The organism is Acidovorax sp. (assembly GCF_046294525.1).
GTDB lineage: Bacteria > Pseudomonadota > Gammaproteobacteria > Burkholderiales > Burkholderiaceae_C > Acidovorax.
Window position 1 is genome coordinate 41,100 of sequence record NZ_JBKBKQ010000006.1, and the last position, 25,654, is coordinate 66,753.

25 protein-coding genes are annotated in these 25,654 nt (G+C 66.7%); 6 read left to right on the top strand and 19 right to left on the bottom strand.

The annotated features are described in order from the left end of the window. Window positions 1-56: 56 nt before the first annotated feature. Window positions 57-587, top strand: a complete 531-nt coding sequence (locus ACK4HJ_RS08290) for a M23 family metallopeptidase (protein WP_409829813.1) — start codon at window positions 57-59, stop codon at window positions 585-587. Window positions 588-611: 24 nt separating this feature from the next. On the opposite strand, the gene ACK4HJ_RS08295 is transcribed toward ACK4HJ_RS08290, so the two are convergent. The 5 genes from ACK4HJ_RS08295 to ACK4HJ_RS08315 form a co-directional block, all read right to left on the bottom strand. After that, window positions 612-3,860 carry an error-prone DNA polymerase gene (locus ACK4HJ_RS08295; RefSeq protein ID WP_409829816.1) on the bottom strand — a complete coding sequence of 1,083 codons (3,249 nt, stop codon included), beginning with the start codon at window positions 3,858-3,860 and terminating at the stop codon, window positions 612-614. A gap of 40 nt (window positions 3,861-3,900) precedes the next feature. Beyond that, window positions 3,901-5,472 (bottom strand): DNA polymerase Y family protein, encoded by a 1,572-nt coding sequence (locus ACK4HJ_RS08300; protein ID WP_409829818.1) that lies wholly within the window; start codon window positions 5,470-5,472, stop codon window positions 3,901-3,903. Continuing rightward, window positions 5,435-6,286: a translesion DNA synthesis-associated protein ImuA gene (gene imuA / locus ACK4HJ_RS08305; protein WP_409829821.1), complete on the bottom strand. Its 852-nt coding sequence runs from the start codon at window positions 6,284-6,286 to the stop codon at window positions 5,435-5,437. Before imuA ends, ACK4HJ_RS08300 begins: the two co-directional genes overlap by 38 nt. 179 nt (window positions 6,287-6,465) lie before the next feature. Next, a complete protein-coding gene (locus ACK4HJ_RS08310; protein WP_409829823.1) occupies window positions 6,466-6,873 on the bottom strand; it encodes a VOC family protein in 408 nt (135 codons plus the stop codon). A gap of 85 nt (window positions 6,874-6,958) precedes the next feature. Then, a complete protein-coding gene (locus ACK4HJ_RS08315; protein ID WP_409829827.1) occupies window positions 6,959-8,269 on the bottom strand; it encodes an HD-GYP domain-containing protein in 1,311 nt (436 codons plus the stop codon). Window positions 8,270-8,722: 453 nt separating this feature from the next. On the opposite strand from ACK4HJ_RS08315, the gene ACK4HJ_RS08320 reads away from it, so the two are divergent. Next, window positions 8,723-9,016 carry a DUF4148 domain-containing protein gene (locus ACK4HJ_RS08320; RefSeq protein ID WP_409829828.1) on the top strand — a complete coding sequence of 98 codons (294 nt, stop codon included), beginning with the start codon at window positions 8,723-8,725 and terminating at the stop codon, window positions 9,014-9,016. Window positions 9,017-9,146: 130 nt separating this feature from the next. Here the strand turns inward: ACK4HJ_RS08320 and ACK4HJ_RS08325 are convergent, their stop codons facing one another. Together ACK4HJ_RS08325 and ACK4HJ_RS08330 are read right to left on the bottom strand one after the other, a co-directional pair. Continuing rightward, on the bottom strand, window positions 9,147-9,785 hold the full coding sequence (locus ACK4HJ_RS08325; protein ID WP_409829830.1) for a 3-oxoacid CoA-transferase subunit B: 639 nt from the start codon (window positions 9,783-9,785) through the stop codon (window positions 9,147-9,149). A 2-nt stretch (window positions 9,786-9,787) separates the two neighbouring features. Beyond that, window positions 9,788-10,495 (bottom strand): CoA transferase subunit A, encoded by a 708-nt coding sequence (locus ACK4HJ_RS08330; RefSeq protein ID WP_409829833.1) that lies wholly within the window; start codon window positions 10,493-10,495, stop codon window positions 9,788-9,790. Window positions 10,496-10,570: 75 nt separating this feature from the next. Between ACK4HJ_RS08330 and ACK4HJ_RS08335 the strand changes: the two genes are divergently transcribed. Beyond that, window positions 10,571-11,113: a LuxR C-terminal-related transcriptional regulator gene (locus ACK4HJ_RS08335; RefSeq protein ID WP_409829836.1), complete on the top strand. Its 543-nt coding sequence runs from the start codon at window positions 10,571-10,573 to the stop codon at window positions 11,111-11,113. A gap of 18 nt (window positions 11,114-11,131) precedes the next feature. Here the strand turns inward: ACK4HJ_RS08335 and pcaC are convergent, their stop codons facing one another. The 11 genes from pcaC to ACK4HJ_RS08390 all read right to left on the bottom strand — a co-directional run bounded on the left by pcaC (window position 11,132) and on the right by ACK4HJ_RS08390 (window position 22,790). Further along, on the bottom strand, window positions 11,132-11,521 hold the full coding sequence (gene pcaC, locus ACK4HJ_RS08340; RefSeq protein WP_409829838.1) for a 4-carboxymuconolactone decarboxylase: 390 nt from the start codon (window positions 11,519-11,521) through the stop codon (window positions 11,132-11,134). A gap of 201 nt (window positions 11,522-11,722) precedes the next feature. Continuing rightward, a complete protein-coding gene (gene katG, locus ACK4HJ_RS08345; protein ID WP_409829841.1) occupies window positions 11,723-13,921 on the bottom strand; it encodes a catalase/peroxidase HPI in 2,199 nt (732 codons plus the stop codon). Window positions 13,922-14,046: 125 nt separating this feature from the next. Next, a complete protein-coding gene (locus tag ACK4HJ_RS08350) occupies window positions 14,047-14,964 on the bottom strand; it encodes an SMP-30/gluconolactonase/LRE family protein (protein ID WP_409829844.1) in 918 nt (305 codons plus the stop codon). Between the two features lie 9 nt (window positions 14,965-14,973). Continuing rightward, the gene (locus tag ACK4HJ_RS08355; RefSeq protein WP_409830097.1) at window positions 14,974-15,819 is read right to left on the bottom strand and encodes an amidohydrolase family protein; all 846 of its coding nucleotides are present in this window, start codon (window positions 15,817-15,819) and stop codon (window positions 14,974-14,976) included. Between the two features lie 65 nt (window positions 15,820-15,884). Continuing rightward, entirely contained in the window at window positions 15,885-16,841 is a 957-nt protein-coding gene (locus tag ACK4HJ_RS08360) for a Bug family tripartite tricarboxylate transporter substrate binding protein (protein ID WP_409829847.1), read from the bottom strand. 48 nt (window positions 16,842-16,889) lie between these two features. Beyond that, window positions 16,890-17,891 carry a tripartite tricarboxylate transporter substrate binding protein gene (locus ACK4HJ_RS08365; protein ID WP_291505576.1) on the bottom strand — a complete coding sequence of 334 codons (1,002 nt, stop codon included), beginning with the start codon at window positions 17,889-17,891 and terminating at the stop codon, window positions 16,890-16,892. A gap of 69 nt (window positions 17,892-17,960) precedes the next feature. Continuing rightward, window positions 17,961-18,902 carry an NAD(P)-dependent oxidoreductase gene (locus tag ACK4HJ_RS08370; protein WP_409829850.1) on the bottom strand — a complete coding sequence of 314 codons (942 nt, stop codon included), beginning with the start codon at window positions 18,900-18,902 and terminating at the stop codon, window positions 17,961-17,963. Next, window positions 18,899-19,585, bottom strand: a complete 687-nt coding sequence (locus ACK4HJ_RS08375) for an RraA family protein (protein ID WP_296015317.1) — start codon at window positions 19,583-19,585, stop codon at window positions 18,899-18,901. Before ACK4HJ_RS08375 ends, ACK4HJ_RS08370 begins: the two co-directional genes overlap by 4 nt. 170 nt (window positions 19,586-19,755) lie before the next feature. Further along, window positions 19,756-20,766 carry a Bug family tripartite tricarboxylate transporter substrate binding protein gene (locus ACK4HJ_RS08380; protein WP_409829853.1) on the bottom strand — a complete coding sequence of 337 codons (1,011 nt, stop codon included), beginning with the start codon at window positions 20,764-20,766 and terminating at the stop codon, window positions 19,756-19,758. 47 nt (window positions 20,767-20,813) lie between these two features. Beyond that, window positions 20,814-21,722 (bottom strand): amidohydrolase family protein, encoded by a 909-nt coding sequence (locus tag ACK4HJ_RS08385; protein ID WP_409829856.1) that lies wholly within the window; start codon window positions 21,720-21,722, stop codon window positions 20,814-20,816. A 42-nt stretch (window positions 21,723-21,764) separates the two neighbouring features. Then, complete coding sequence (locus tag ACK4HJ_RS08390; RefSeq protein WP_409829859.1) at window positions 21,765-22,790, bottom strand: Bug family tripartite tricarboxylate transporter substrate binding protein; 1,026 nt, start codon at window positions 22,788-22,790, stop codon at window positions 21,765-21,767. Between the two features lie 215 nt (window positions 22,791-23,005). On the opposite strand from ACK4HJ_RS08390, the gene ACK4HJ_RS08395 reads away from it, so the two are divergent. The 3 genes from ACK4HJ_RS08395 to ACK4HJ_RS08405 are packed head-to-tail and all read left to right on the top strand — an operon-like array spanning window position 23,006 to window position 25,147. Continuing rightward, a complete protein-coding gene (locus ACK4HJ_RS08395; RefSeq protein WP_409830099.1) occupies window positions 23,006-23,752 on the top strand; it encodes an IclR family transcriptional regulator in 747 nt (248 codons plus the stop codon). A 59-nt stretch (window positions 23,753-23,811) separates the two neighbouring features. Then, window positions 23,812-24,393, top strand: a complete 582-nt coding sequence (locus ACK4HJ_RS08400) for a peroxidase-related enzyme (protein ID WP_409829862.1) — start codon at window positions 23,812-23,814, stop codon at window positions 24,391-24,393. Between the two features lie 7 nt (window positions 24,394-24,400). Continuing rightward, the gene (locus tag ACK4HJ_RS08405; RefSeq protein ID WP_409829864.1) at window positions 24,401-25,147 is read left to right on the top strand and encodes a hypothetical protein; all 747 of its coding nucleotides are present in this window, start codon (window positions 24,401-24,403) and stop codon (window positions 25,145-25,147) included. Here ACK4HJ_RS08405 and ACK4HJ_RS08410 read toward each other — a convergent pair. After that, window positions 25,140-25,559, bottom strand: coding sequence for an acyl-CoA thioesterase (locus ACK4HJ_RS08410; protein WP_409829867.1), 420 nt, complete (start codon window positions 25,557-25,559; stop codon window positions 25,140-25,142). The two genes, ACK4HJ_RS08405 and ACK4HJ_RS08410, sit on opposite strands and share 8 nt — an antisense overlap. Window positions 25,560-25,654 lie beyond the last annotated feature (95 nt).

Genomic DNA, 25,654 nt, shown 5'->3' on the forward strand with positions numbered 1-25,654 from the left:
TAATCGCCCGTCCTTGTTCTACTTGCGCAGCCCGTGCGGCTGCCTATTCGCTTTTCATGCTTCAACACTTTCCGCGCCCCTTGCGATGGGCTTTGCTGTGCGCTCTGGGCGTTCTGGTGCTGGGCTTTTTGCTGCCCGAGCGCATCCGCATCCCGGTGGCTGGCGCGTCGGCCCGCGACTGGAACGCCAAGTCCTTCTGGTTCGAGCCCTGGGGTACATCTGGGGTGCACAAGGGCATCGACATCTTCGGCAAGACCGGCACGCGGGTGCTCAGCACCACCGATGGCATCGTGGTGTTTGCCGGTGAGTTGGCAAAGGGTGGCAAGGTGGTGCTGGTGCTGGGCCCACGCTGGCGGCTGCACTACTTTGCGCACCTGGATGCGATCCGGGCCGGCATGTTGTCGCCCGTGGCGTCTGGCGAGGCCATCGGCACGCTGGGCGCCACCGGCAACGCGCAGGGCAAGCCGCCCCATCTGCACTACTCCATCGTCCGCTTGCTGCCGGCTCCATGGAAGATGGATGGCGCCACGCAGGGGTACAAGAAGGCTTTCTTCATCGACCCGCACGCCTATCTGCTGGGCCGCTGACGGCCTGCTCCGTCGGCTGGAGGGTCAGTGGAAATCCCGGCTGCCCTGCAACGCGTGCGCCATACGGCCCAGCAGCGGGGTCAGATCCTTGAAGCGCTGCGCCACCAGGTGCCGGACGGCCGGTGGCGGCGTGCCATCAGCCGCACCGCCTTCAGGGACTGTGCATTGCCACAAACCCTCGACGGCCAACAGCTGTGATCTGAGCAGTGCATTGCGCCAGGCGTCCACCATGGACGGCCAGACGATCACGTTGACGGGACCAGTCTCGTCCTCCAGCGTGACGAACATGCTGCCCTTGGCGGTGCCGGGGCGTTGGCGCACGGTGACGATGCCGCAGGCGCGCACCTTGCGGCCGTTGGGCACGGCAAGCAGTTGCAGCGCTGTCTTGAGGCGCCAGCGCGCAAGGCGCGGGCGCAGCAGGGCCAGCGGGTGGCGGCGCAGCGTGAGGCCGGTGGCGGCGTAGTCGAACAGGATTTCTTCGCCCTCGGGCGCGGCAGGCAGCTCCAGCGGCGCCTCATGCACCGGCGCATCGCGCAGCAATGGCGGAGCGCGGTGCTGAGACGCAGCGTCCCACATCTGCTGGCGGCGGTGGCCCGACAGGCTGGCCAGTGCATCGGCTGCGGCCAGGGCCCGCAAGTCCTGCGTATCCAGATTGGCGCGTAGGGCCAGATCTTCGGTGCTGGCAAACGCGGGGCCGGCGGCACGGGCCGCCACCAGGCGCTGGGCCGATTGCGCATGCAGGCTGGCCACCAGCCGCAGGCCCAGGCGCACGGCGGGCTGAGGCAATGGCGGTGCGCCCAGGCCGCGCGCGGGCCGCAGGGGTTCTGGTTCGCCCTCCAGCGTGCAGTCGATGTCGCTCACGGTCACGTCGATGGGCAGCACGCGCACGCCGTGGCGGCGCGCGTCCTGCACCAGTTGTGAGGCGGTGTAGAAGCCCATGGGCAGCGAGTTGAGCAGTGCGGCCAGAAAGCATGCGGGCTCGTGGCACTTGAGCCAGCTGCTGGCATAGGCCAGCAGCGCAAAGCTGTGGGCATGGCTCTCGGGGAAGCCGTATTCGCCAAAGCCCAGCATCTGTTGGAAGATGGCCTGCGCAAACTCGGTGCGGTAACCGCGCGCCTCCATACCGCCGATCAGGGGGCGCTCAAACCGGTGCACTCCGCCCCTGCGCTTCCAGGCGGCCATGGACCGGCGCAGGTCGTCGGCCATGCCCGCCGAGAAGCCCGCCGCAATCATGGCGATCTGCATGACCTGTTCCTGAAAGATGGGCACCCCCAGCGTGCGTTCCAGCGCTGCTTCCAGCTCGGGCATTTCCAGCACCAGCGGCAAGCCCTTGCGCTTGCGCTCGCGCGCCTTGAGGTACGGGTGCACCATGCCGCCCTGAATAGGCCCCGGCCGCACGATGGCCACTTCCACCACCAGGTCGTAGAACTCGCGCGGCTGCAGGCGCGGCAGCATGCTCATCTGGGCGCGGCTCTCGATCTGGAACACGCCCACGGTGTCGGCGGCGCAGATCATGTCGTAGGTGGCCCGGTCTTCGCGCGGGATGTCCTTCAGGCCCCAGCGCTCGCCGCGCAGCACCGCACGCAGGTCCAGGCAGCGGCGCAGGGCGCTGAGCATGCCCAGAGCCAGCACATCGACCTTAAGCAGATTCATCTCATCCAGGTCGTCCTTGTCCCACTGGATGACGGAGCGCTTTTCCATGGTGGCGGGCTCCACGGGCACCAGCCGCGTAAGCTTGCCCTGGGTCAGCACGAAGCCGCCCACGTGCTGGCTGAGGTGGCGCGGAAAGTCCTTCAGCTCGGCCGCCAGCTCCAGCCACAGCGCGGCTGTGTGCCGGTGCAGCGGCGCGCCCACGGTGGCGGCCAGCTCCTGCAGGCGGTCGGCGGCAATGTCCTCGTCGAACCAGTGGTGGTCTTTGGCAAAGGCGTCCACCAGCGCGGGCGCCACGCCCAGGGCCTTGCCCACGTCGCGCAGGGCACTGCGCGTGCGGTAGCAGGTGACCACGGCGGCAATGGCGGCGCGGTCGCGGCCGTATTTGTCGTAGATGTACTGGATGACCTCTTCGCGCCGGTCGTGCTCGAAGTCCACGTCAATGTCGGGCGGCTCCTTGCGCTCCTTGCTGATGAAGCGCTCGAACAGCAGGTGGGACTGTTCGGGGTCGACCGCCGTGATGCCCAGCAGGTAGCACACCACCGAGTTCGCGGCCGAGCCGCGGCCCTGGCACAGAATGCCCTTGCTGCGCGCATAGCGCACGATGTCGTGCACCGTAAGGAAGTACATCTCATACCCGCAGTGCGCGATCAGGTCGAGCTCCTTGGTGATCTGCGCCTGCACGCGCTCGGGTGCGCCCTGCGGGTAATGGCTGTGTACCCCTGTCTGCACCAGCCAGGCCAGGGCCTGCGCGGGCGTCATGCCGGGGGGCACGGTTTCCAGCGGGTACTGGTACTTGATCTCGTCGAGCCGGAAGGTGCAGCGGCCCACCACGGTGAGCGTGGCGGCAAGCAGCTCGGGCGGGTAGATCCCCGCCAGCCGCACGCGTTGGCGCAGGTGGCGCTCGGCATTGGGCTGCAGCGCAAAGCCGCACTCGGCCACGCTGCAGCCGCGCTGCACGGCCGTGATCACATCCTGCAGCGGCTTGCGCGAACGCAGGTGCATGTGCACATCGCCCGCCGCCACCAGCGGCAGGCCCAGCGCCCGCCCTGCGCGCTGCAGGGTGGCCAGCCACAGTCCGTCGTCGGGTGCCTGGTGCAATTCCACCGCCAGCCAGATCTGGCCGTCAAAATTTGAGCCAAATTGGCCTCTAGCGCTTGATAGACAAGCGCTGATAGCTACAAAATCAGAAGCAACAAACGCGTGACGACAAGGCGCCAGCAGCAGTTCGCAGCCCTGCAGCATCTGCCAGGGACTGTCCGGCCCCACCCGGTATTGCCCCTTGGGTGCAGCCGCCCGCGCCGCGGTGATGAACTCGCACAGGTTGCCCCAGCCCTCGGCGTCGCGCGCCAGCGCCACCACGCGCAGGTCGCCCCACAAAAATTCACTGCCCACAATGAGGTGAAAGCCCATGGGTTCGGCCACGCGCCAGGCGCGCACCACGCCCGCCACCGAGCACTCATCGGTCAGCGCCAGGGCGTGGTAACCCAGTGCAGCGGCACGCTCCACCAGCTCTTGCGGGTGCGAGGCGCCGCGCTGGAAGCTGAAATTGGACAGGCAATGCAGCTCTGCATACCCCGGCAGCCGGGGCATGGGGTCTGGCGGCGCAGGGATGGGGGCCATGGCATGCCCGGCAGGTGGAAAAGACGCAGCGGCCATGCCATCACCCAAAGATGCCGTGCAGAAACCAGCGGGGCGGCGACGGGGCCACGGCCGTGGCCTGCCCCGGCCCGCTGCGCCGGGGGAGCCTTTCGCGAAACACCCACACCAAGCCCACGGCATCGTTGTGGGCCACGAAGTAGTCGCGCAGGGCCAGGCCGGGGCAGGGAGCGTCGGATGGGCTCGTATGGAGTGCGCCCTCTGTGGCGTCGGTAGACCACCAGCCCGCCTCGAAGCGGTGCGGCCCGGCCAGCAGGCGCAGCAGGCCCTGGTAGCAGGGCCGGTTGCCCTGCAAGGTCAGCCGACGGGGCGCTTGCAGCAACCAGGTGGGCCAGAGGGTGGCGTCGGGTGCATGGGCTGTGCCTTGCTGCAGCGGTGCATTGACCGGCGGGGGGCGGAGGTGCGAGCCGCCCGGTCTGGGCAATGTTCCGCGCCCCGAGGTGGGCAGCAACTCGGCCGCAGCCTTCCACTGCTGCATGCGTTCGGGCCGGTGGTCGGCCAGAAGAACGGGCGCGGTGACCTGGTCTGCGCCCAGGCGGGCCGACAGGCGCTCCAGCAGCTGGTGCAGGGCTTCACCAGGCTCATCGCCGCCCCCCTGACCTGAGTGCTGCCCGGCGCGACCGTCCGGGGGGAGCAGGCTGGCGCTGCGGTGGGGCAACGGCGCTGCCTCCAGCAGGCGCAGCGTGATGTGGTTGGCCGGCGCGGCCAGTGTGGTACGGGCCAGGTTTTCAGACAGCAAGCGCCGCAGATGCGCCATGTCCTGCGTGGCCTGCGCCGTGCGCACCGCCAAGCTTTGTACGGGCGGAATGATCACACCATCCACGCGCCGCAGGTCATGGCGCCACGACAGCTCCAGCGCCACCACCCCTTGCTGGCGCGCCTGCAGCCAGCCTTGCAAGGCCGCCAGGCAGCGGTTGGCGCTCCACAGCAGGGCATCGGCCGATTCAGCCAGCGCGGGCAGCTCGATGGCCAGAGCAAATTGCTCGGGCAGCTCCAGCCAGGCGTGGGCCTCAGGCGCCTCGCCCAGCGCCTGGTCCAGCGCATGCAATGCCGCCGCGCCAATGCGCCGGGCCACCCCCGCACGCGGCAACGCGCGCAGGGCGCCCCAGGTGCGGCACCCCATGCGCTCCAGGCTGGGCACATGGGGCCGCAGCGCGGTCAGCGTGTGCAAAGGCAGCGCATGCACCGCCCCGCCCTGCCCGGCAGCAACGCACCCTGCCTGCACCATGCGCAGCCGGGCCTGCGCGACCAGCGCGGTCGGCCCGCACCCCCACGGTGGCGGGTGCGCGGATGCGGGGGCGCTACCCGCAAGGGCCACATCCTCACCGACATCGCCGCGCAGCACAGCAGCGGCATCGCGCCAGGCTTGCAGCACCAGCGATTGCAAGGCCTCGCGACCGCCCCACAGGCGCTCTGTGGAGGACACCTCCAATAGCAAGGCCTCGCCATCCACCAGTGCAACCCGCGGCGTAAAGCGCAGCGCCCACCAATAGGCCGCTCCCGCCTGCGCCTCACCGCTGTCCGGGGCGGGGGCAGGTTCATCCAGACACGGCAGGGGCAATGCGATCCAGTGCATGCGCACTCTCCACCATGGATGCCGCGGCGGGCACGGAGCCCACGGGCGCCAGAGACGGGCTGCTTCGGCCCTGCACCAGCTGTTGGGCGTACTGCTGCGCAGCCATGCGGCGACTGGCCTGCGCCTGCAGCACCTGGGCCAGCAAAGAGGGGCAAGCGGGCAGGCTCAGCGCCTGGTCCAGGGGCGGTCCCTTGCGCTTGAGAATGTGCACCTGCATCTGTGGTGCCCCCGCCGGGTGGCCTGGCAGCGGCAAGCCCTGCAATTGCACCCGCAGCATGGCTGGCGATGCCTGCCCCGCCGCATCCCCCCCCCGAAACACCCACAGCAACTGCTGCTGTTGCGCCGCCGCCAGCTGAAGCCTGCGCAGCGCCGCAGGTTGTGCCTGGGGCAACCAGGCCAGCACAGCCATCACATCCCGGCAGCGCAGCGCCTGTTCAGTGGCCCACAACGCCGCCTGGGGCTGGCTTGCCTGTAAGCGGCACAAACGTTCTGCCCGCAGGCCCTGGGCTTGCAAAGCCGGCACAAACGGCTCGTGCGGGGGGGCCACCACCACCACGGCCCCTCTGCGCAGGGCAGCGGCCTGGACCAGCGCGGGCAGCACCAGCTGCCATTCGTGCAGGCCGGGCCGGGCTTGCAGCACTTCCGTCATTGCCCCCACAGGCCAGCCGCCCCCCGGCAGTTGCGCATCCAGCAGCGCATGCCCGGTGGGCTGCGCCTGCAAGGGCCCGGCACTCAGCGAGTCGGCATGCCAGACACCCGGCACGGCAGATGGCAGATCGGACACGACCCGCAAAACGGGGCTGAGGGCAGGCATGGCAAGAACAAGGGTTCACAGACAACAATACTGTAAATATAACCAGTATTTTGCCGTACAGGGAATCCTCATCCACATCCCGCACCGGCAGGATCGGGTTCTTGCGCAGCGGCAGCAAACAGCCCCTGTTTGACAAGCCCGCAAGCCGCACGGCTGTCACCCTGCTGCCGCAGGCACAGTCACACGGGCGCAGCGGGCGGCTGGGCGCTGCGGTGAAAAACCGCCTCAATGTTGTAGCCATCGGGGTCCAGCACAAAGGCGGCGTAGTAATGCGCGTGGTAGCGGGGGCGCAGCCCCGGAGCGCCGTTGTCTTTCCCGCCTGCCGCCAAAGCCGCCGCATGAAAGGCCTGCACCTCGGCTTCGTCGGCCGCCCGAAACGCAATATGGCTGCGGGGCACAAAAGGCTCGGCCTGGGCAATCCAGAACTCGCCCGCGGGGTCATCCGCCGGGTCGACCACCTTGGCGCCAAACCCCACGGCGTCTCCCAGATCCAGACGGGGCACATAGCCCACGGTGGCCAGCACCGCCGCATAAAACGCCCGGCTGCGCGCAATGTCGGTGACGTGAATCCCTGTGTGGTCAATCATGCAAAGCCTCCGTACGGTGGATCACCAATCCCCTCCTTCCCAGCCCGTTCGCAGTCGGCGTTGCAGGGCCTGGGCTTATCTTGCCCTACAGGCGGCGCACGACCCAGTCGCACCAGTCGGCGACGGCAGCGTCTTCGGGCGTGGCACGCTCTGACAGCTGGGGCCAGCGGCGGTGGCTCGCGTTCAGAATGCTCTGCAACTGCCAGAGCGCCTCGCGTCCCACCAAGGCCACCTCGGCCATGCCCACTGCATCGCCCTTCATCTGGGCCATCATTTCGTTTTGCTGCTGCGGATGGGAGCCGGCTTCGATCAGGGCTTTTTGCAGCGCCATCAGGCGCGCATCGGCAAACGCGAAGGCACCATGGGGCGCGGCCTTGGCCGCCGCTGCGACCGGCAGCGCCGCCTTGAGCTGGTCCCAGTGGGAAAACGCCTCGGCCAGCAGTTCGATCTGGCGCGGTGCATCGTTGCCCAAGGGCATCAGCGCGGATTCGCGGGTCATCTCTTCCTGCAGCAAGGGCAGGATGTGGGACACCAGCGTGGAAGGAAACTTGCGGTGGTTGAGCCGCAGCACCAGCGACAGGCGCTGCGCGGGCATGTCGTCATATTTCTCGTAGAACGCGGCCACTACTTCCGCCAGCAGCAGGATGCGGCCCATGGGCGTGATGTCAGCGCCTGCCAATGCCCGCGGATAGCCGCTGCCGTCCATGCGCTCGTGGTGCTCCAGCACGGCGACTTCCACCGAGCGGGGATAGGCCTGGGTGTCGCGGATCATCAGCATGGCCGAAATAGGATGCGCGACCAGGTGCTTGCGCTGCGGCCCCACCACCTTGTGGTTGGGGTCGTCCCACACAGGGTCCATGTGCAACACGCCCAGGTCGTGCAGCAAGGCGGCAGCCGCCAGAGCGCCGCAATCGCGCTCGGTCAGCGCGCTCTTGATGCCCAGATAGATAGCCACCGTCATCATCTGCAGGCTGTGCTGGAACAACTGCGGCCGCTGGTCCCGCATCACGGTGAGCTTGCAGGCCATGGAGGGCGGCAGTGGCAGCGAGCGCAGCGGCGCCAGCAGCCGGGCTGCCGAACCCAGCGTTTGCGCCAACAGCGCGGGCAGGGCTTCCTGCTCGGTCAGGGCCTGGGTGGCCGCCAGAAGCGCGGGCACGTCCACAGGGTTGTCGATGGACAAATGGCGGTCGATGGGCTCGCGCAGCTTGTGCTGAACCAGCCGGTCGTACAGGCGGCTGTCGATGCGGGCGCCCTTTTCCACCAGCTTGATGCCATTTGCGGTGTAGATGGCCGAATCGGCCACCACCGCACGCCGGTCGGCCATGTCGGTCAGTGCGCGCAGATAGTGGGGACTGTCAGCGGCATCCAGGCCCGCCGGTTCAAGCGTGTCAGTCATGCAAGAAACACAAAAAGTTACCTGCGACTATAGGGCGCCAGCTTGCCCCCTGCTGACGCCTTCCTGGACCGCACACAGAAATCTTGAGGGAGATCAAGACTTCAACGGTGGGAGACCGTGTGGTGGGCCAGTCGGTTCACGGAATTGTCATTGTCCCAAATGCATGCAAGGGTTTTCATGAAGATCGTGCTGCAAAAGCCCTCTTCAGAGCCAGTTCATGGCTCAGTTTCGCCTCAATCTTCAAAAGTTCCAGCTTGATTGTTTCCAATACTGGAACAGTTAGTTTGCGACTGAGTGGTTTTTCTCGGGCTCTCGGCCGCGTACAGTTCACCCCATCGATGAGCCGAGCCCTTCACCAGGCGACTCACCGAAGCCGGAGGAGCCGCCCATACAGGCAAGCCACCCCGGTGATCTGAGCCGACTTTGCTGATCAACTTTTTGAGGACTTTCATCATGAACAACACCGCACGTTTCCTGTCCATCGCTGCCGTCGCTGCCTTCGCTTCTTTTGGCGCCCACGCTGACGAAGCCGATGCTTCGCAGTTCGCTACCCAGTTCGAAACGAACCGCACCCGCGCCGAAGTGGCTGCCGAAGCCGCCACCGTGGCCCAGACCCGCAGCCAGGAACCCGCAGGTTCGCGCGTGGTGACTTACAGCTCCACAGCTGACCGCGCTGCCGTGCGTGCCCAGGCTGCCGAAGCCCTGCGTACTGGCCAGATCCCCTCGGGCGAATTCAGCGCGATGTAATTCCTGCAGCCCTGCGCAGGCAGGGCGCAGAATTTAATGCCATCAAGAAGGCCGGAGTCCCTTGCGGGGCTCCGGCCTTTTTTCTGCACGCCACACAACCAGCGAATGGCTGTGAAGTGCTGCGCAAAAGTTACTTGATCAGCGTGACACCCGTCTTGGCCTGCAGGGCATCAAAAGTCACGCCCGGCGCCAGCTCCACCAGCTTGAGGCCCTCTGGCGTCACGTCCAGCACGCCAAGGTCGGTGATGATGCGGTCCACAACGCCCACGCCCGTGAGGGGCAGCGTGCACTGGGGCAGGATCTTCAGGTCCTCGGTACCGTCCTTTTTGCGTGCCACGTGCTCCATCAGCACGATCACGCGCTTGACGCCGGCCACCAAGTCCATGGCGCCGCCCATGCCCTTGACCATCTTGCCGGGGATCATCCAGTTGGCCAGGTCGCCTTTTTCGCTGACCTGCATGGCGCCCAGGATGGACAGGTTGATCTTGCCGCCACGGATCATGGCAAACGACTGGTCGCTGCCGAAGATGGACGAGCCCTTGATGGTCGTCACCGTCTGCTTGCCCGCGTTAATGAGGTCTGGATCCACCTTGTCTTCGGTCGGGAAGGGGCCGATGCCCAGCATGCCGTTTTCCGACTGCAGCCACACTTCCTTGTCGCCGGTGAAGTTGGCCACCAGCGTGGGTATGCCGATGCCCAGGTTCACATAGAAACCATCTTCAAGTTCTTGCGCCGCGCGGGCGGCCATCTGGTCTTGGGTCCACGGCATGGTCAGGCTCCTGCTTTCTCGGTGATCGTTCTTTTTTCGATGCGCTTTTCGGGGTTGGCATTGAGCACGATGCGGTGCACATAGATGCCGGGCAGATGGATGTCGTCAGGGGCCAGCTCGCCCACTTCCACAATCTTTTCCACCTCGACGATGCAGACCTTGCCGGCGGTGGCCGCGGCCGGATTGAAGTTGCGCGCCGTCAGGTTGAAGCGCAGGTTGCCCGACCTGTCGGCCACATCGGCCTTGACCAGCGCCACATCGGGCACCAGCGACCGCTCCATCACGTAGGTTTCGCCGTCGAACTCGCGCAGTTCCTTGCCCTCGGCCACGATGGTGCCCACGCCCGTCTTGGTGAAGAAGGCCGGGATGCCGGCGCCGCCCGCGCGCAGCTTCTCGGCCAGCGTGCCCTGGGGGGTGAACTCCAGCTCCAGCTCGCCCGCCAGGTACTGGCGCTCGAACTCCTTGTTCTCGCCCACATACGACGAGATCATTTTCTTGATCTGGCGGGTCTCCAGCAGCTTGCCCAGGCCAAAGCCGTCTACGCCTGCGTTGTTGGAAATCACGGTAAGGTTCTTCACGCCTGAATCGCGCAGTGCGTCGATCAGGGCCTCGGGAATACCGCACAGGCCGAAGCCGCCAACGGCCATCAGTTGGCCGTCCGCCACCACGCCCTTGAGGGCTTCGGCGGCCGATGGAAATACCTTGTTCACCACGATCTCCTTATTGATGGGATGCGCTACGATACTACGTACTCAAATAAGTAGTTTTCCGTAAAGATTAGCACTATGGAAGTGGATTACCGACTGGCTTTTGACATGGCCCCCGTGGGGCTGGTGCTTTCGCGCAACCGCACCATGGTCGACTGCAACCGCCATGTCTGCGAAATGTTCGGCGCGTCGCGCGAGGTGCTGATCGGCCAGTCGTTCCAGGTCCTCTACCCCAGCGCCGATGAATACGAGCGCTTGGGCGCACACATGGAGCCCATCCTCAACGCCAAGGGCCACTACGCCGACAACCGCATCATGAAGCGCGCCAACGGCGAGGTGTTCTGGTGCCATGTGTCGGGCCGGGCGCTCAACCGCAACGCGCCGCACGAATCAGGCATCTGGAGCTTTGAAGACCTCAGTTCGCAGCGCCCGGTGAAGGCTGAGCTGACCGGGCGCGAGCGCGAAGTGGCTGCGCGGCTGCTGGAGGGACTCACGTCCAAGGAGATTGGGCGCACGCTGGAGATCAGCCACCGCACGGTGGAGATCTACCGCGCCCGCCTCATGCGCAAGTACAACGCGTCCACTGCGGCAGACCTGGTCCACAAACTGCTGGCGGGCTGACGTACCGCGACCGCAGGCTCACTTGCCGGGGCCGTCGATGACTTCGGCTGCCGTGCGGAAAGCCTCTACCGCCGTGGGCAGGCCGCAGTAGATGCTGGCGTGGAGCAACACCTCCTGGATTTCCTCGGCCGTGGCGCCGTTGTTCAGCGCGCCACGCACATGGCCCTTGAGCTCATGCTGCTTGCCCAGCGCGATGAGCATCGACACCGTGATGAGGCTGCGCGTCTTGCGGTCGATACCCGGCCGCTGCCACACATCGCCCCACGCGTTGCGCGTGATGTACTCCTGGATGGGCTGCGTGAAGGCCGTGGCGTTGCCAAGCGCCCGGTCCACGAAGTCGTCACCCATGACCTCGCGGCGGGTGGACAAGCCTTTTTCATAGTCTTTGGATGGGGATGGTTGCGTCACGCAGGCTCTCCTTGAGTGTGAAAGATCAGCAGCGATGGTAGCGAGCACGGGATTGGAATGCCGCCAACGCACAAAAGCAAAAAGCAAAAAGCCCGGCAGGTACTTAGTACCGCCGGGCCTTTTTTTCGTTTCTGAATCTTGCCGCACCGCGCCGCACCACAGCGTGGTCAGGCAGCGCGGCGCGTCGGCGTCAAGCCGGGGTCAGGCGCCGCCGCTAGCGGCCAGATCAAACCGGTCCAGGTTCATCACCTTGGTCCAGGCGCGTACAAAGTCCCGCACAAACACCGCTTGCGCATCGCTGCTGGCATACACCTCGGCCAGCGCGCGCAGCACTGAGTTGGAACCGAACACCAAGTCGGCCACCGTGCCCGTCCATTTGCGTGCGCCGGTGGCACGGTCCACGCCTTCCAGCACGCCCGCCGCCGCTGCGGACTTCTGCCACTTCGTGCGCATGTCGAGCAGGTTGACAAAGAAGTCATTGCTCAACACACCGGGGCGCTGCGTGAACACGCCGTGGGCGGCCCCGCCCACATTGGCGCCCAGCACCCGCAGGCCACCCACTAGCACCGTCATCTCCGGGGCCGTCAAGGTCAGCTGGTTGGCACGGTCCACCAGTAGTTCGACCGCTGCACCTTCGAGGCCCGGGCGCAGGTAGTTGCGAAAGCCGTCGGCCACAGGTTCCATCACTTCGAACGACGGCACATCGGTCTGCTCTTGCGAGGCGTCCGTGCGGCCGGGTGAAAACGGTACGCTCACGTCCTGCCCGGCCTGCTTCGCCGCAGCCTCTACGGCGACCCCACCGGCCAGCACGATCAGGTCGGCCAGCGAGATCTTCTTGCCGCCCGATTGCGCCGCATTGAACTCGCGCTGAATGGTTTCAAGCTGGCCCAGCACCTTGGACAGTTGGGCAGGCTGGTTCACTTCCCAGTCCTTTTGCGGAGCGAGGCGAATGCGCGCGCCGTTGGCACCGCCGCGCTTGTCGCCCCCGCGGAATGTCGAGGCAGAAGCCCAGGCCGTCGATACCAATTCGGAGATCGACAGGCCCGATGCCAGCACCTGGGCCTTGAGCGCTGCGATGTCTTGTTCATCGACGAGCGCATGGTCCACCGCCGGAACCGGGTCCTGCCATACCAGCACTTCGGCCGGCACTTCTGGACCGAGGTAGCGCGCACGCGGGCCCATGTCACGGTGGGTCAGCTTGAACCAGGCGCGTGCAAACGCGTCAGCAAACTGCTCGGGGTTCTCCAAGAAGCGGCGCGAGATTCTTTCGTATGCGGGGTCAAAGCGCAGGGACAGGTCGGTGGTCAGCATGGTCGGCACGAGCTTTTTCGACGGGTCGTGCGCATGCGGAATCGTGGCAGCAGCCCCCTTGGCCGTCCACTGGTGCGCACCCGCCGGGCTCTTGGTCAGCTCCCACTCGTAGCCGAACAGGTTTTCAAAGAAGTTGTTGCTCCATTGCGTGGGCGTGGTCGTCCACGTCACTTCCAGGCCGCTGGTGATGGTGTCGCCACCCAGGCCGCTGCCATGCTTGCTGATCCAGCCCAGGCCCTGGTCTTCAATGCCACCAGCCTCGGGTTCACGGCCCACCAGCGCGGCATCGCCCGCGCCGTGTGTCTTGCCAAAGGTGTGGCCGCCGGCAATCAGCGCCACGGTTTCCTCGTCATCCATGGCCATGCGGGCAAACGTGTCGCGGATGTCGCGCGCTGCAGCCAGCGGGTCGGGGTTGCCGTTGGGGCCTTCGGGGTTCACGTAGATCAGGCCCATCTGCACGGCGGCCAACGGGTTGGCCAGGTCGCGTTCGCCGCTGTAGCGCTTGTCGCCGCCCAGCCAAGTGGCCTCGGCGCCCCAGTACACGTTCTCGTCGGGTTCCCACACGTCGGGCCGGCCACCAGCAAAACCAAAGGTCTTGAAGCCCATGGATTCAAGCGCCACGTTGCCGGTCAGGATCATCAAGTCAGCCCACGAAATCTTGCGGCCGTACTTCTGCTTGATGGGCCACAGCAGGCGCCGGGCCTTGTCCAGGTTGGCGTTGTCGGGCCAGCTGTTGAGCGGCGCAAAGCGCTGCTGCCCGGCCCCCGCACCACCGCGCCCATCGGCCAGGCGGTAGGTGCCCGCGCTGTGCCAAGCCATGCGTACGAACAGGGGGCCGTAGTGGCCAAAGTCAGCCGGCCACCAATCCTGTGAGTCGGTCATCAGCGCGCGCAAGTCCGCTTTCAGCGCTGCAAGATCGAGACTTTTGAATTCCTCCGCGTAGTTGAAACCGTCGCCCATCGGGTCGTTGAGCGGGGAGTTCTGGTTGAGCGGGCGGAGATTGAGCTGGTTGGGCCACCAGTCGGCATTGCGCGGGCCCGTGGGCACGGCTTTGGTGTGGTCGAAGGGGCACTTGGCTTCGGTGGACATGGGCATCTCCTGTAAGAACGACGAGTCAACGTATCAACAAAAGCCGATGGTAGGAAACCAATCAAGAAAGGTAAATTTAATCCATTGAATATTGTCGATAGCAAATTTAAATGCAGAAGCTTTATTCAGCTCCGTCGCGCCAAAGGCAGGCCTGAAGTTTCCACCTGAGCGTGCAGCACCTGCCCGTGGGTCGAATCGGTGACAAACACCGTGCGTCCGCCCTCCCCGCCAAACGCTAGGTTGGTGGTGGACGCCCCGGCAGGCCCCCGCAGCACCAGTACGGGCTCGGCCCGGTGGTTGAGCACCCACACATATCCCAGGCCGGGGTTGGCCACCAGCAGCCGACCATCCGCATCCACTGCCAGGCCATCCGGACCACTGGGTCCATACGACGTGAAAAACTGCCCCACCTTGGCCACGCTGCCGTCGGGCAGCAGCGGCACGCGCCATACGCAGTTGCCGCGCGTCACGGCGAGGTACAGCACCCGGCCGTCGGGCGACAGGGCCACGCCGTTCGGGCTGGGCACGTTGTCCAGCAGCAGGTCGAGCTGGCCGTTCGGCCGCAGGCGGTACAGGCGGCCGCTCGGGTCGTGCAGACCGCTCTGGCCCTGGTCGGTGAAATACAGGTTGCCTTCGGCGTCGAAGATGAGGTCGTTCACGCCCTTGAAGCGCTCGCTGTTGCGGCGCTCCAGGTACGGCGTGACCCTGCCCGATGCCAGATCTAGGCGCATCAGGCCGTTCTTGTAGTCGGTGATCAGCAGCGTGCCGGCATCCAGGAACTTCATGCCGTTGGGCTCGCCGTGATATTCAGCCATCAGGGTCCACGCGCCTTGCGGATCGATGCGGAAGATGCGGCCCCAGGGGATGTCGGTCACGTACAGGTTGCCCGCGCCATCGAACACGGGGCCTTCGAGGAACGAGTCGGTGACGGTGCCGCCCCGGTTCGCATCGGCCCATTCGCTGCGCTCGCGGCGGCGGAAATGCGCGGGCATCGAGGTGAACACTTCCAGTTCACGGACTTGGGGTGGGTTCAACAGGAACATGAGCCTCTTTCACTGAGATGGCGGGGACGAAAAGCCGTACAGCCGCGCCGGGTTGTCCACCAGGATGCGATGTGCCTGGGCCTCGCTGCCGGCCCAAGCGTAGAGCAGGTTCATCAGGTCCGCGTCGTTCACGCTGCCGGGGGCCTCGGTGGTGTGGGGCCAGTCGCTGCCCCACACCAGGCGCTCGGGTGCAGACTGCACCAGGGCGCGGCCCAGCGGCACCGTATCAGCGTAGCCGGGCCCCTGTGCCGCAGACCGCATGTAGGCGCCCGAGAGCTTGACCCAGGTATTGCCTCCATCGAGCAATCCGCGCACCACGCCATAGGCCGGCGCGGTCGTGCCTTCGGCCGGGTCGATGCGGCCCAGGTGGTCGATGACCAGCGGCACCGGCAGCGCCCCCAGCTGCCGTGCCATCGCCACGAGCTGCTCGGGGTGTGCAAAGACCTGCACGTGCCAGCCTTCGCAGGCCGGGTGCTCCGCCACCTTGCGGGCCAGCGTAGCCAGCATTTCGGGCGTGGTGGCGCCCCAAGATTGGGGAGACACAAAATTGACCCGCAACCCACGCACGCGCCGCGCAGCGAGCCGGGACAGTTCCTCGGCGCTCACACCCACACCCACCACGGCCACGCCCCGCGCGCAGTCCCCCAGCTGGCCCAGCGCGTCCAGCGTGCAGGCGTTGTCGGTGCCGTAGGTGGATGGCGTGACCACCACCGCGCGCGACGTGCCCAGGCGCTGCTGCAGCCGCCGGTACGCGGCCACGGGCGCATCGGGCGGCGTCCGCGGCCAGTGGGGCGACGGCGCGAACCGCGCATCGAAGATGTGCATGTGGCAGTCGCAAGCGCCGGGTGGCGGCATGCGCTGCGGGCGGTTCAGGCCCGCAGAGTGCGGAACGGGGTCGGTCAGCAAAGGCAAGGTACAGGTCAGTCGAGCTTGATGTTGCCCTTCTTCACCACCTCGCCCCATTTCGCGTCTTCCTTCTTCAGGAAGGCCGCGAACTCGGCGGGTGTGGAGCCGATGGGCTGGGCACCCATGTCGGCCAGACGCTGCTTGACTTCGTCTTCCTTCAGCACGTCCTGCAGCGCTTGCTGCAGCTTGGCCACGACGGGCTCTGGTGTGCCGGCGGGCAAGAAGACACCGTTCCACTCAAACGCCTCGTAGCCAGGAATGGCGGCCTCGGCCACTGTAGGCACATCGGGCAGGCGCTTGGAGCGCTCGGGCGCCGACACGGCCAGGGCGCGCAGCTTGCCGCCCGACACGTGCGGGTAGGTGGCCGCCACCGTGCCGAACATGAAGTCCACCTGCCCGCCCATCACGTCGGTGATGGCGGGACCGCCACTCTTGTAAGGCACGTGCACCATATCCAGGCCCAGCTGCTGGCGGAACAGCTCTGCCGCCAGGCGTTGCACGGTGCCGCTGCCGCCGGATGCAAAGTTGATCTTGCCGGGCTGCGCCTTGGCCTTGGCGATGAGTTCGCCCACGTTCTTGACGGGCGCGTCGGCCTTCACCACCAGCACGTTGGGCGCCAGCATCACCAGCGACAGCGGCTGCAGCGCGGTGCTGGCGTAGGGCATCTTGGGAAACAGGTGCGGGTTGATGGAATGCGGTGTGGCGTCGTACAGCATGGTGTAGCCGTCGGCCGGGGCCTTGGCCACAAAGCTGACGCCAATCGTGCCGCTGGCGCCGGCCTTGTTGTCCACGACCACGCTGGTGCCCAGCTTCACGCCCATGCGCGTGGCCACCACGCGGGCCACGGCATCGGCCGCGCCGCCAGGGGCGTAGGGCACGACCAGGGTGATCGGGCGTTCAGGGAAGGCAGCATGGGCCAGACCGGCGGCCAGGGCGCAAGCGGCAATAACGGGTTTCAGAAAACGGAACATTCGGGGAGTCTCCTCGCAAGGTTGGAAGGGGGGTTGTAGGCGGGCGAATCAGTCCGCCTTCAAATCCAGATCGCGTGCAATCTGCGTATAGGTGGCCACTTCGCGGCTGACCTGGCTGGCAAACGCCGCGCCGCAGGTGGCATCGGCGTCCAGCCCCAGACCCCGCAGCTTGTCGGCGGCGGCGGGGCTTTGCACAAAGTCCCTGGCCACGCGCTCCAGCTGCTGGGCGGTGGCCTCGTCCAGACCCGCCGGGGCCAGCAGGCCATACCAGGCATCGGCCGAATAGTTGCCGCCACCGGCTTCGGCAAACGTGGCCACATCGGGCAGCAGCGAGGACCGCTTGGGCGACGCCACGGCCAGCGCGGTGAGCTTGCCGGTCTTGATCTGCGGCAGCACCGATCCCAGCGTGGCAAACGAGCTGTCGAGCTGGCCGCCCACCAGGTCGGTCACCACGGGTGCGGCGCCCTTGTAGGGCACGTGGTTCAATTGCAGGCTGTTGGCGCGCGCAAACATCTCGGTGGCAAAGTGGCCCGAGCTGCCCACACCGGCCGTGCCGGCGGACAGGCGGCCCGGTTCCTTGCGGGCACGGGCCATGTAGTCGGCCAGCGTCTTGGCGGGCAGCGCGGGCCCCACCACCAGCACCGTGGGGCTGGTAGCCACGGTGCACAGCGGCTTGAAGGACTTCACCGCATCGAACTTCACCCGCCCGGCGTACAGCCCCGGGATCATGGTGTGGTTGGTGGCGCCGAACAGCAGCGTGTAGCCATCGGCCGGCGCAGCGGCCACGGCCTGGGCGGCCAGGATGGTGTTGGCGCCGGGCTTGTTGTCCACCACAAAGGGCTGGCCCAGCGCGCGGCTGGCATGGTCGGCAAACGCACGGGCCACCACGTCGGTGGGGCCGCCGGCGGCAAAGCCCACCACCAGCTTGACGGGCTTGTGGGGGTACGCCGTCTGTGCAGCGGCCGCGGCGCAAGCAGCTACCAAAACAATAGCTGCCAGCGCTTTATGGATAAGCGCTGGAGCCACTTTTTGCTTGAATTTTGTTGGCATGTCCCTTGTCTCCAGTGGGCCGGGCGCCCTGCCCGGCCATGTTCTAGCTTGGATGTAGCCCAGTGGCGATCAGGCTACAGCCACTTCGCCGGGCGTGTGGGCCAGCACGGCCAGCAGGTTCTTCGCTGCGCCCACGCCCATGTTCACGTAGGCATCGCTGGTCACGCCGCCGATGTGCGGGCTGAGGATGAAGCGCGGCTCGCCCTGGAACGGGTGGCCCGCCGCCATGGGCTCCACCGCAAAGCTGTCCAGGCCTGCCGCCATCACCTGGCCCGAGCGCACGGCAGCCAGCAGCGCGGCCTCGTCGATCAGCCCTCCGCGCGCGGTGTTCACCACGATCACGCCGCGCTTGCATTGCGCCAGCGTGGTGGCGTTCAGCATGCCGCGGTTCTCGTCGGTCAGCGGGCAGTGCAGCGAGATCGCATCGGCTTCGCGCCAGATCGTTTCGAGCGGAACGCTCTGCACGTGGTCCGGCAGGTTCTTGGCAAACGGATCGAAGCCGATCACGCGCATGCCCAGGGCGTCGGCCATCTTGGCAAAGCGCAGGCCAATGGCGCCCAGGCCCACCAGGCCCACGGTGCGGCCGTAGAGCTCCAGGCTCTTGTGCGTAGCCTTGTCCCAGTGGCCAGCATGCATGCGGGCATCGAGCTGCACCACCGACTTGGCACACGCCAGCAACAGCGCCAGCGCCTGCTCGGCCACGGCCGCTGCGTTGGCGCCCACGGCGGCCACCACTTCAATACCACGGGCCTTGGCGGCCACCTTGTCGATGGTGTCGGTGCCGCTGCCATGCTTGGAGATGACCTTGAGCGCAGGGGCCGCATCCATCACGGCCGCGCCCACCTTGCCGTAGCGCACGATGATGGCCACGGGGTTGTGCGCACGGCAAAGGGCCACCATGTCCTCTTCGGTGGGCGTCTTGCCGGCGTAGACGATCTGGTAGCCCGTGAGCAAATCCAGGGCTTGTTGCGCCAGGTCGGCGCCTGTGATGATGATGGTGGGTTGGCTCACAGCGATTCCCCTTCCTTCAACACGCCGGCGGCGCGCAGGGCAGCGGGCAGCCATTTCGATGCAGTGTCACCCCGTGCGATGGCCTCGATGCGGGCAGCCTCGTCGGCCACCTTCTTGTCGGCCAGGGCCATCATGGCGGGGGCTTTCTCGCGCTCGATGACCACCACGCCGTCGGCATCGCCCACCACCAGGTCGCCGGGGTTCACCGTGGCGCCGCCGGCGGAGATGGGGTGGTTGATGCGGCCGGGCACGTACTTGGTGGGCCCGGCGGGGTTGAAGCCTGCGCTGAACACGGGGAAGTCCAGCTCCAGGATCTCCAGCTTGTCGCGGATGGCGGCGTCCACGATCACGCCGGCCAGGCCGCGCTTCTTGCAGGCGCTGAGCATCAGCGTGCCCATGAGGGCCGCCGTCTGGTCGCCCTTGCCGTCGATCACGAGCACGTCGCCCGGCTGGGCGAGCGCAATGGCGGCGTGGATCATGAGGTTGTCGCCAGGGCGCACTTCCACGGTGAAGGCCGGGCCTGCGACCTTCATGCCCTGGTGCACGGGCGCGACGCGGCCGTGCATGGTGCCGCGGCGTCCGGCCACGTCGGCCAGGATGGCGGCTTGGTAGGTGGCGGCCTTGGCAACGACATCGGCGCTTACGCGCTCAATGCTGCGGATGATTTCAGGGAGTTGGCTCATGGTGGATTTCGTTGGTTGAGTAAGTGAGAAGTTGAAAGGCTGATGCCACAACTGAACGGATTCAGTAGCGGTTCACCCGGCATCGCTGGCTAGGCGCCGCGTCGCAGGCAGTACCAGCGGTACGACAAGACGCGGCAACGACGCTAGCGGTGGCGGGTGAGCCGCGCCCCTCAGTCGGCCTTGATGTTTCCGTCTTTGATCACCTTGGCCCACTTGGCGGAATCGGCCTTTTGCAGATCGCCCAGCTGCTGCGGCGTGCCGCCCACCAGGGTCACGCCCAGCTTGTCGGCGAGGGCCGCCACGGCGGGGTCTTTCAGAGTCTTGTTGATCTCCTGGTTCAGGCGCTGCACCACCGGCGCGGGCGTCTTGGCGGGCGCAAACACGGCCTGCCATTGCTCGACCACAAAGTCCTTCATACCGACCTCGCCCATGGTGGGCACATCGGGCAAGGCCTTCAGGCGCTGACCGGACGTGACGGCCAGCGCACGCAGCTTGCCGGCCTGCACATGCGGCAGCGCCGCGGCGGCGGGCGCAAACATGAAATGCACCTGCTCGGCCAGCGTGTCTTGCAGCGCAGGCGTGTCGCCCTTGTAGGGCACGTGGATGAAGCGCGCGCCCGTCTGCTGCTGCAGCAGCTCGCCCTGCATCTGCAAGATGGTGCCGTTGCCGCCCGAGGCAAACGCCAGCTTGCCTGGCTGCGCCTTGGCGGCCGCCAGCAGGTCGGCCACGGTCTTTAAGGGCTGGTTGGGCCCCACGACCAGGATGTGCGGGATGGTGCCGATGGTGACCACGGGCTCGAACGCCGTGATGTGGTCGTAAGGCAGCTTGGCCATCAGGTGCGGCGCAATGGCCTGCGGGCCGATGGAGGTGCCCAGCAGCGTCAGGCCGTCGGGCTGCGCCTTGGCCACGAAGGCCGCGCCAATGGTGCCGGTGGCGCCCGCCTTGTTGTCCACGATGACGTTGGTGGCCAATGCCGGGCCCAGCCGCTGCGCGATGTTGCGGCCCAGCACGTCGGTGCTGCCGCCCGCGGGGTACGGCACCACCCAGGTGATGACCTTGCCGCCCGGCCAGTCGGCCTGAGCGAACGCCGGCGTCGCCAGCAAGGCAGCCCCCACGGCCAGCAGGCTGCGGCGGGCGATGCGGATCAGAGGATGCTGCGAGGAGGTTTGGGAGGTGGTCATGGCGGTGCCTTCCAGAAGGTCGAAGAAACAGAAAAAAAGAGGCTGGCTCAGGGCGCGGCGCCGAAGCCGTAAAGCGCCTGCGGGTTGTCCACCAGTACCTGTTGCAGCACGAAGGGGCCGCCACAGGCGTCGGTCCAGTCGAGCAGGCGGTCCACTTGCCGGGCGTCGTCAGGCAGCGGCTGCACACCGGCGGTGGCCGTGGCGTGCGGCCAGTCGCTGCCCCACAGCACCTGGTGGGGAGCGCAGCGCAGGTAGCTGGCGGCCAAGGCATCCAGCAACGGGTCTTCCACCGACCCGGTGCTGCTCACGATGTAGCCGCCCGAGACCTTCACCCACGCCCGGCCACGCTGTAGCAAGTCCAGCAGCACGGCATGCGCGGGGTGGCGCCCAGCCTGCGCGGGGTCAACGCGCCCGAAGTGGTCGAACACCAGGGGTACGTGCAGATCGCGCAGCGCAGCGCCCTGAACCGCCAGAAGGTCCGGCGCCATCAGCAGCTGCAGGTGCCAGCCCAGCGGCGCAATGCGTTCGGCCAGCGGCGCGATGGAGTCCACCGTGCCCGACACCCCCAGCGACAGGTTCAGCCGCACGCCACGCACACCGGCTGCGTGCAGCTGCTGCAGGTCTGCATCACTTTCGCTGCCATCGATCACCGCCACGCCGCGGGCTTGCACGCCCATAGCCGCAAGGGTGGCCAGGCCGTCGAGCATGCAGCGGTTATCGGTGCCGTAGGTCGATGGCGTGACCAACACCACCCGTGTTGTGCCGATGCGCCGCTGCAGTGCGAGATAGTCCTGCGCCGACGCATCGGGCGGCAGCAGCCGCGCGCCGGGCGCAGCGGGAAAGCGCTGGTCGTACACATGCACGTGGCAATCGCAGGCGCCGGCGGGCAGCGCGGCCCGGGGCAGGCCCGTGCCGGCGGAAAAAGGCACGCGCGCAGCAGTGCTTTCGCTGGTCATGGCGAGGATGGTTTAGCGAGGGGGAAAAGCTGGGCGCGGGGCTCAGTCCAGGCTGGCGCCGGAGTCCTTGACGATCTTGGCCCAGCGCGGCACTTCAGCTTTCAGCAGGGCGCTGAACTGCTCGGCCGTGCCGCCCAGCACATCGCCACCTTCGGAGCGGAGCTTTTCCGCCACCTCGGGGTGCTTCAGCGCCTCATTGATCGCCTTGTTCAGCTGCGCCACGATGGGCGCGGGCGTGCCGGTGGGCGCCAGGATGCCGAACCAGGTCACGGCCTCGAAGCCCTTGTAGCCGGACTCCGCCAGCGTGGGTGTATCGGGCAACTGGCTGCTGCGCTGGGCCGACGTGATGGCCAGCACGCGCAACTTGCCGTTGCGCACCTGGCCCAGCAGCGTAGGCACGGAAGACATGTACAGATCGATCTGTCCACCTACCAAGTCCGTCATGGCCTGGGACGCGCCTTTGTACGGAATGTGGCGCAGTTTGATGCCGGCCGCGTTCTGTGCCAGCTCGCCTGCCAGGTGTGCAACCGTGCCGTTGCCCGAATATCCCAGCGTGATGTGGTCGGGCTTGCCCTTGGCTGCGGCCACCACGTCTGCAAAGGTCTTGTATGGCGAGGCGGTGCGTACGGCCATTACGATGGGCGAGGACGACACCAGCGCCACCGGTGCCAGATCCTTGAGCGGGTCGTAGGGCAGTTTGGCATACAGCGACGGGTTGATGGCCAGGTTGCTGGTCTGGCCCATCACGAGCGTGTAACCGTCGGCGGGCGACTTGGAAGCAGCGTCAACCCCCAAGTTGCCACCGGCGCCGGGACGGTTGTCCACCACAACGCTCCACTGGTTCTGGTCAGCGAGCTTCTGCGCCACGGTGCGCACAATCATGTCCGTGCCGCCGCCGGGCGGGAAGGGCACGATCAGCCGGATGGGTTTGTTGGGATATGCGGCTTGCGCACCCACAGTGGCTGGCGCGGCAAGTGCGGCAACACCCAGCAGGGCTGCGCCCAGATGAAGGCTGAACGGGTTGCCCAGCGAAAAGTTGAAGGCGCGCGCGAACGAGGGAACTGGCATAGGTGTTTGTCTCCGTGATCGTTATGAGGAACCTGCGCCGCAACCCTGAAAACAGTGTCACGGCAGCAGGCGCAACTTTAGGCAGTCGTTTCAACCCATACAATGGTGTTGCACTCCTTGAAACACCGACCACCATGAGCAACCCGCGCACACCCCCCAGAAAAGCATTGCACACCGATCGCGCAGACCGCGCAGCAGCCACGCCGCCACCGCCGATGGAAGGCGAAGAGCCGAGCAGCGGCGGCGTGATCGCCGTGACACGCGCGCTGCAAGTGCTGGAGGCGTTTTCGCTGGGCGAATCCGGCCTGCCCCTGGCGGAACTGAGCCGGCGCTGCGGCCTACACAAGACCACGGTGCTGCGCCTGGCCCGCACCCTGGCGCAGGCGGGTTACATGGTGCAGCGCGAAGATGGCGAATGGAGGCTGGGCCCGGCCGCGGGCTGGCTGGGTGCCCGCTACCAAGCCGGCTTTGATGTGCAGAACGTGCTGGAGCCCGCGCTGCAGGAGCTAACCATGGCCACCGGCGAAAGCGCGGCGTTTTACGTGCGCGAAGGCAATGTGCGGACCTGCCTCGTGCGTGTGGAAGGCCCGCAAGCTTTGCGCCACCACGCGCGCATGGGCGAGGGCCTGCCGCTGGACAAGGGCTCGCCAGGCCGCGTGATCCTCGCGTTCTCGGGTGCGCCCGGCAAGGTGTATGAAGACATCCGCAAGAAGGGGTACCACTGGTCCATCGGCGAACGGGAACAGGGTGTGGCCACGGTGTCTGCGCCGGTCTTCGGCACCCACTGGCGGCTGATGGGATCGGTGTGCATTTCGGGCCCCGCATCGCGCTTGCCCGAGTCCAAGCTCGAATCGCTGGCGCAGACCGTCATCGCCGCCGCCAACCGCTTGTCGTACGCCTTGTCCGGCAGCACCGCCACACCCGCGCCCGGCCCGGCACGCGCGGCCAGTTGGCACCCTTGAAAGACAATGCACCAGATCAAGACCCATTCACCACAACACCACAGCAACAGGAGACCTTCGTGAGCCGCTACCCCTTCCCCGACCTGAGTATCCTGCCCGACGACATCCGCACGCGCATTCTGGAGGTGCAGGAGAAGGCGGGTTTCATCCCCAACGTGTTCCTGGCGTTTGCGCGCCGCCCGGCCGAATGGCGGGCGTTCTTTGCGTACCACGACGCGCTCATGCTCAAGGAGGAAGGCAGCCTGACCAAGGGCGAACGCGAGATGATCGTGACCACGACCAGCGCCGCCAACCAGTGCCTGTATTGCGTGGTCGCGCATGGGGCGATCCTTCGCATCTATGAAAAGAAGCCGCTTATTGCCGACCAGGTGGCGGTGAACTACCGCAAGGCCGACATCAGCCCGCGTGAGCGCGCCATGTTGGACTTTGCGATGAAGGTGTGCCAACGCAGCCACGAGATCGAGGACGCCGATTTTGCGGCGCTGCACGCCCATGGCTTTGACGACGAGGACATCTGGGACATCGCGGCCATCACCGCGTTCTTTGGCCTCAGCAACCGCATGGCCAGCTTTGCGGGAATGTTGCCCAACCCCGAGTTCTACCTGATGGGCCGCGTGCCCAAGGCCAAGCCAGGCGCCTGAGCCCGCCATGCGCAACACGGCAACGGCAGCCACCTTGCTGGCCTGGATCCTGGCCGTCCCTGCGGCCCAAGCGGCGGAATTCGGGCCGCCCGAGGGAACGTTGCCCGTGCACCCGATGACCGTGAGCGTTCCGGCAGGCGCCCTGTCGCCGCTACAGTCATCCGCGCTGTTCCGCGAGGCGGCCGACGCGCAGTCCGCGCCCGCCTACTACCTGGGCGCGGGCGTGGTGGGCGGTCGCCTGCAGATCCCGGATTCGCCCGGCGCCACAGCCTGGAAGGTGGTGCCCACGAGCGACTGCGCGCGCCTGGAGCCGGTACCCACATCGGTGCTGCATTCACCCGGTGTGCAGGCGGTGGTGGTGCAGCAAAACCCGCTGCCCATGGAATGCGCGGCCGCGTTTGAGGGCAGCTGCACCAGCCGCGACGGCGCGCTGCGCATCACCACATCCTTTGACGGGCGCCGCCGCACAGCCCGCGTCCGCGGTGGTTTCTTTGGTACCGAAGGGGCTGTCGACACCACTTTCTACACTGGCGTGCGCACGCTCAGCATCGAACACCTGCCCAGCCGCCGCGCGCTGCACATGCACGAGCGGCTGGCCGACACCAACGGCTACAGCGCCCCGCAGACGGCCATCCGCTACCTGCCCGAACTGCGGCGCGTGCTGCTACTGGGCGCCGCGGAAGTGCGCGGCGTGCCGCTGGCCCACTGCATTGCGCTGCCGTCCCCTGCAACGGCGGCGACGACCGTCAACTGACCAGCGCCCGCATCCAGTCGGGCAGCGGCGCGGCCTTCTGCTGCGGAAAATCCACCCAGATGGTGGTAGCCCCGCCAGCGGCGCAGATCACACCGGGCTGGTCCGCGCGCTCCATCGTGGCCCAGGTCTCAAACGTAGTGCGGCCCGGGTCGCTCACGTACAGCTTGAGCAGCACGTCTGCCGGGTATTCGAGCTGCTTGTAGAAATTGCAGAACGCATTGACGATGACGGGCCCCTCGCCGCGCGGGTCGGGGTTGCAGCCCACGGAAACCATCCATTCGATGCGCGCCGTCTCCAGGTAGCGGAAGTAGACCGTGTTGTTCACATGGCCCATCGCATCCATGTCGCCCCATCGCACCGGGAAACGCATTTCATAGACCAGCTTCTTGACCTCGGGGATTTCGATCTTCATCAGTCGTCCAGGTTGTTGAGACCGCCCGTGCACTCCGCAACTGGCGCGGCCAAGGGCCAGTGCCACCGTGGAACTGGCTCCGCCAGGTCACGGGT

Excerpts from the sequence above, each read along its gene's own strand:
- ACK4HJ_RS08350 (WP_409829844.1), bottom strand. The coding sequence starts at position 14,964 with ATGTTCCTGTTGAACCCACCCCAAGTCCGTGAACTGGAAGTGTTCACC.
- imuA (WP_409829821.1), bottom strand. The coding sequence starts at position 6,286 with ATGCCTGCCCTCAGCCCCGTTTTGCGGGTCGTGTCCGATCTGCCATCT.
- ACK4HJ_RS08315 (WP_409829827.1), bottom strand. The coding sequence starts at position 8,269 with ATGACTGACACGCTTGAACCGGCGGGCCTGGATGCCGCTGACAGTCCC.
- ACK4HJ_RS08380 (WP_409829853.1), bottom strand. The coding sequence starts at position 20,766 with ATGACCACCTCCCAAACCTCCTCGCAGCATCCTCTGATCCGCATCGCC.
- katG (WP_409829841.1), bottom strand. The coding sequence starts at position 13,921 with ATGTCCACCGAAGCCAAGTGCCCCTTCGACCACACCAAAGCCGTGCCC.
- ACK4HJ_RS08300 (WP_409829818.1), bottom strand. The coding sequence starts at position 5,472 with ATGCACTGGATCGCATTGCCCCTGCCGTGTCTGGATGAACCTGCCCCC.
- ACK4HJ_RS08365 (WP_291505576.1), bottom strand. The coding sequence starts at position 17,891 with ATGCCAACAAAATTCAAGCAAAAAGTGGCTCCAGCGCTTATCCATAAA.
- ACK4HJ_RS08395 (WP_409830099.1), top strand. The coding sequence starts at position 23,006 with ATGGAAGGCGAAGAGCCGAGCAGCGGCGGCGTGATCGCCGTGACACGC.
- ACK4HJ_RS08290 (WP_409829813.1), top strand. The coding sequence starts at position 57 with ATGCTTCAACACTTTCCGCGCCCCTTGCGATGGGCTTTGCTGTGCGCT.
- ACK4HJ_RS08355 (WP_409830097.1), bottom strand. The coding sequence starts at position 15,819 with ATGCCGCCACCCGGCGCTTGCGACTGCCACATGCACATCTTCGATGCG.
- ACK4HJ_RS08320 (WP_409829828.1), top strand. The coding sequence starts at position 8,723 with ATGAACAACACCGCACGTTTCCTGTCCATCGCTGCCGTCGCTGCCTTC.
- ACK4HJ_RS08360 (WP_409829847.1), bottom strand. The coding sequence starts at position 16,841 with ATGTTCCGTTTTCTGAAACCCGTTATTGCCGCTTGCGCCCTGGCCGCC.
- ACK4HJ_RS08335 (WP_409829836.1), top strand. The coding sequence starts at position 10,571 with ATGGAAGTGGATTACCGACTGGCTTTTGACATGGCCCCCGTGGGGCTG.
- ACK4HJ_RS08325 (WP_409829830.1), bottom strand. The coding sequence starts at position 9,785 with ATGCCGTGGACCCAAGACCAGATGGCCGCCCGCGCGGCGCAAGAACTT.
- ACK4HJ_RS08375 (WP_296015317.1), bottom strand. The coding sequence starts at position 19,585 with ATGAGCCAACTCCCTGAAATCATCCGCAGCATTGAGCGCGTAAGCGCC.
- ACK4HJ_RS08310 (WP_409829823.1), bottom strand. The coding sequence starts at position 6,873 with ATGATTGACCACACAGGGATTCACGTCACCGACATTGCGCGCAGCCGG.
- ACK4HJ_RS08405 (WP_409829864.1), top strand. The coding sequence starts at position 24,401 with ATGCGCAACACGGCAACGGCAGCCACCTTGCTGGCCTGGATCCTGGCC.
- ACK4HJ_RS08410 (WP_409829867.1), bottom strand. The coding sequence starts at position 25,559 with ATGAAGATCGAAATCCCCGAGGTCAAGAAGCTGGTCTATGAAATGCGT.
- ACK4HJ_RS08385 (WP_409829856.1), bottom strand. The coding sequence starts at position 21,722 with ATGACCAGCGAAAGCACTGCTGCGCGCGTGCCTTTTTCCGCCGGCACG.
- ACK4HJ_RS08295 (WP_409829816.1), bottom strand. The coding sequence starts at position 3,860 with ATGGCCCCCATCCCTGCGCCGCCAGACCCCATGCCCCGGCTGCCGGGG.
- ACK4HJ_RS08390 (WP_409829859.1), bottom strand. The coding sequence starts at position 22,790 with ATGCCAGTTCCCTCGTTCGCGCGCGCCTTCAACTTTTCGCTGGGCAAC.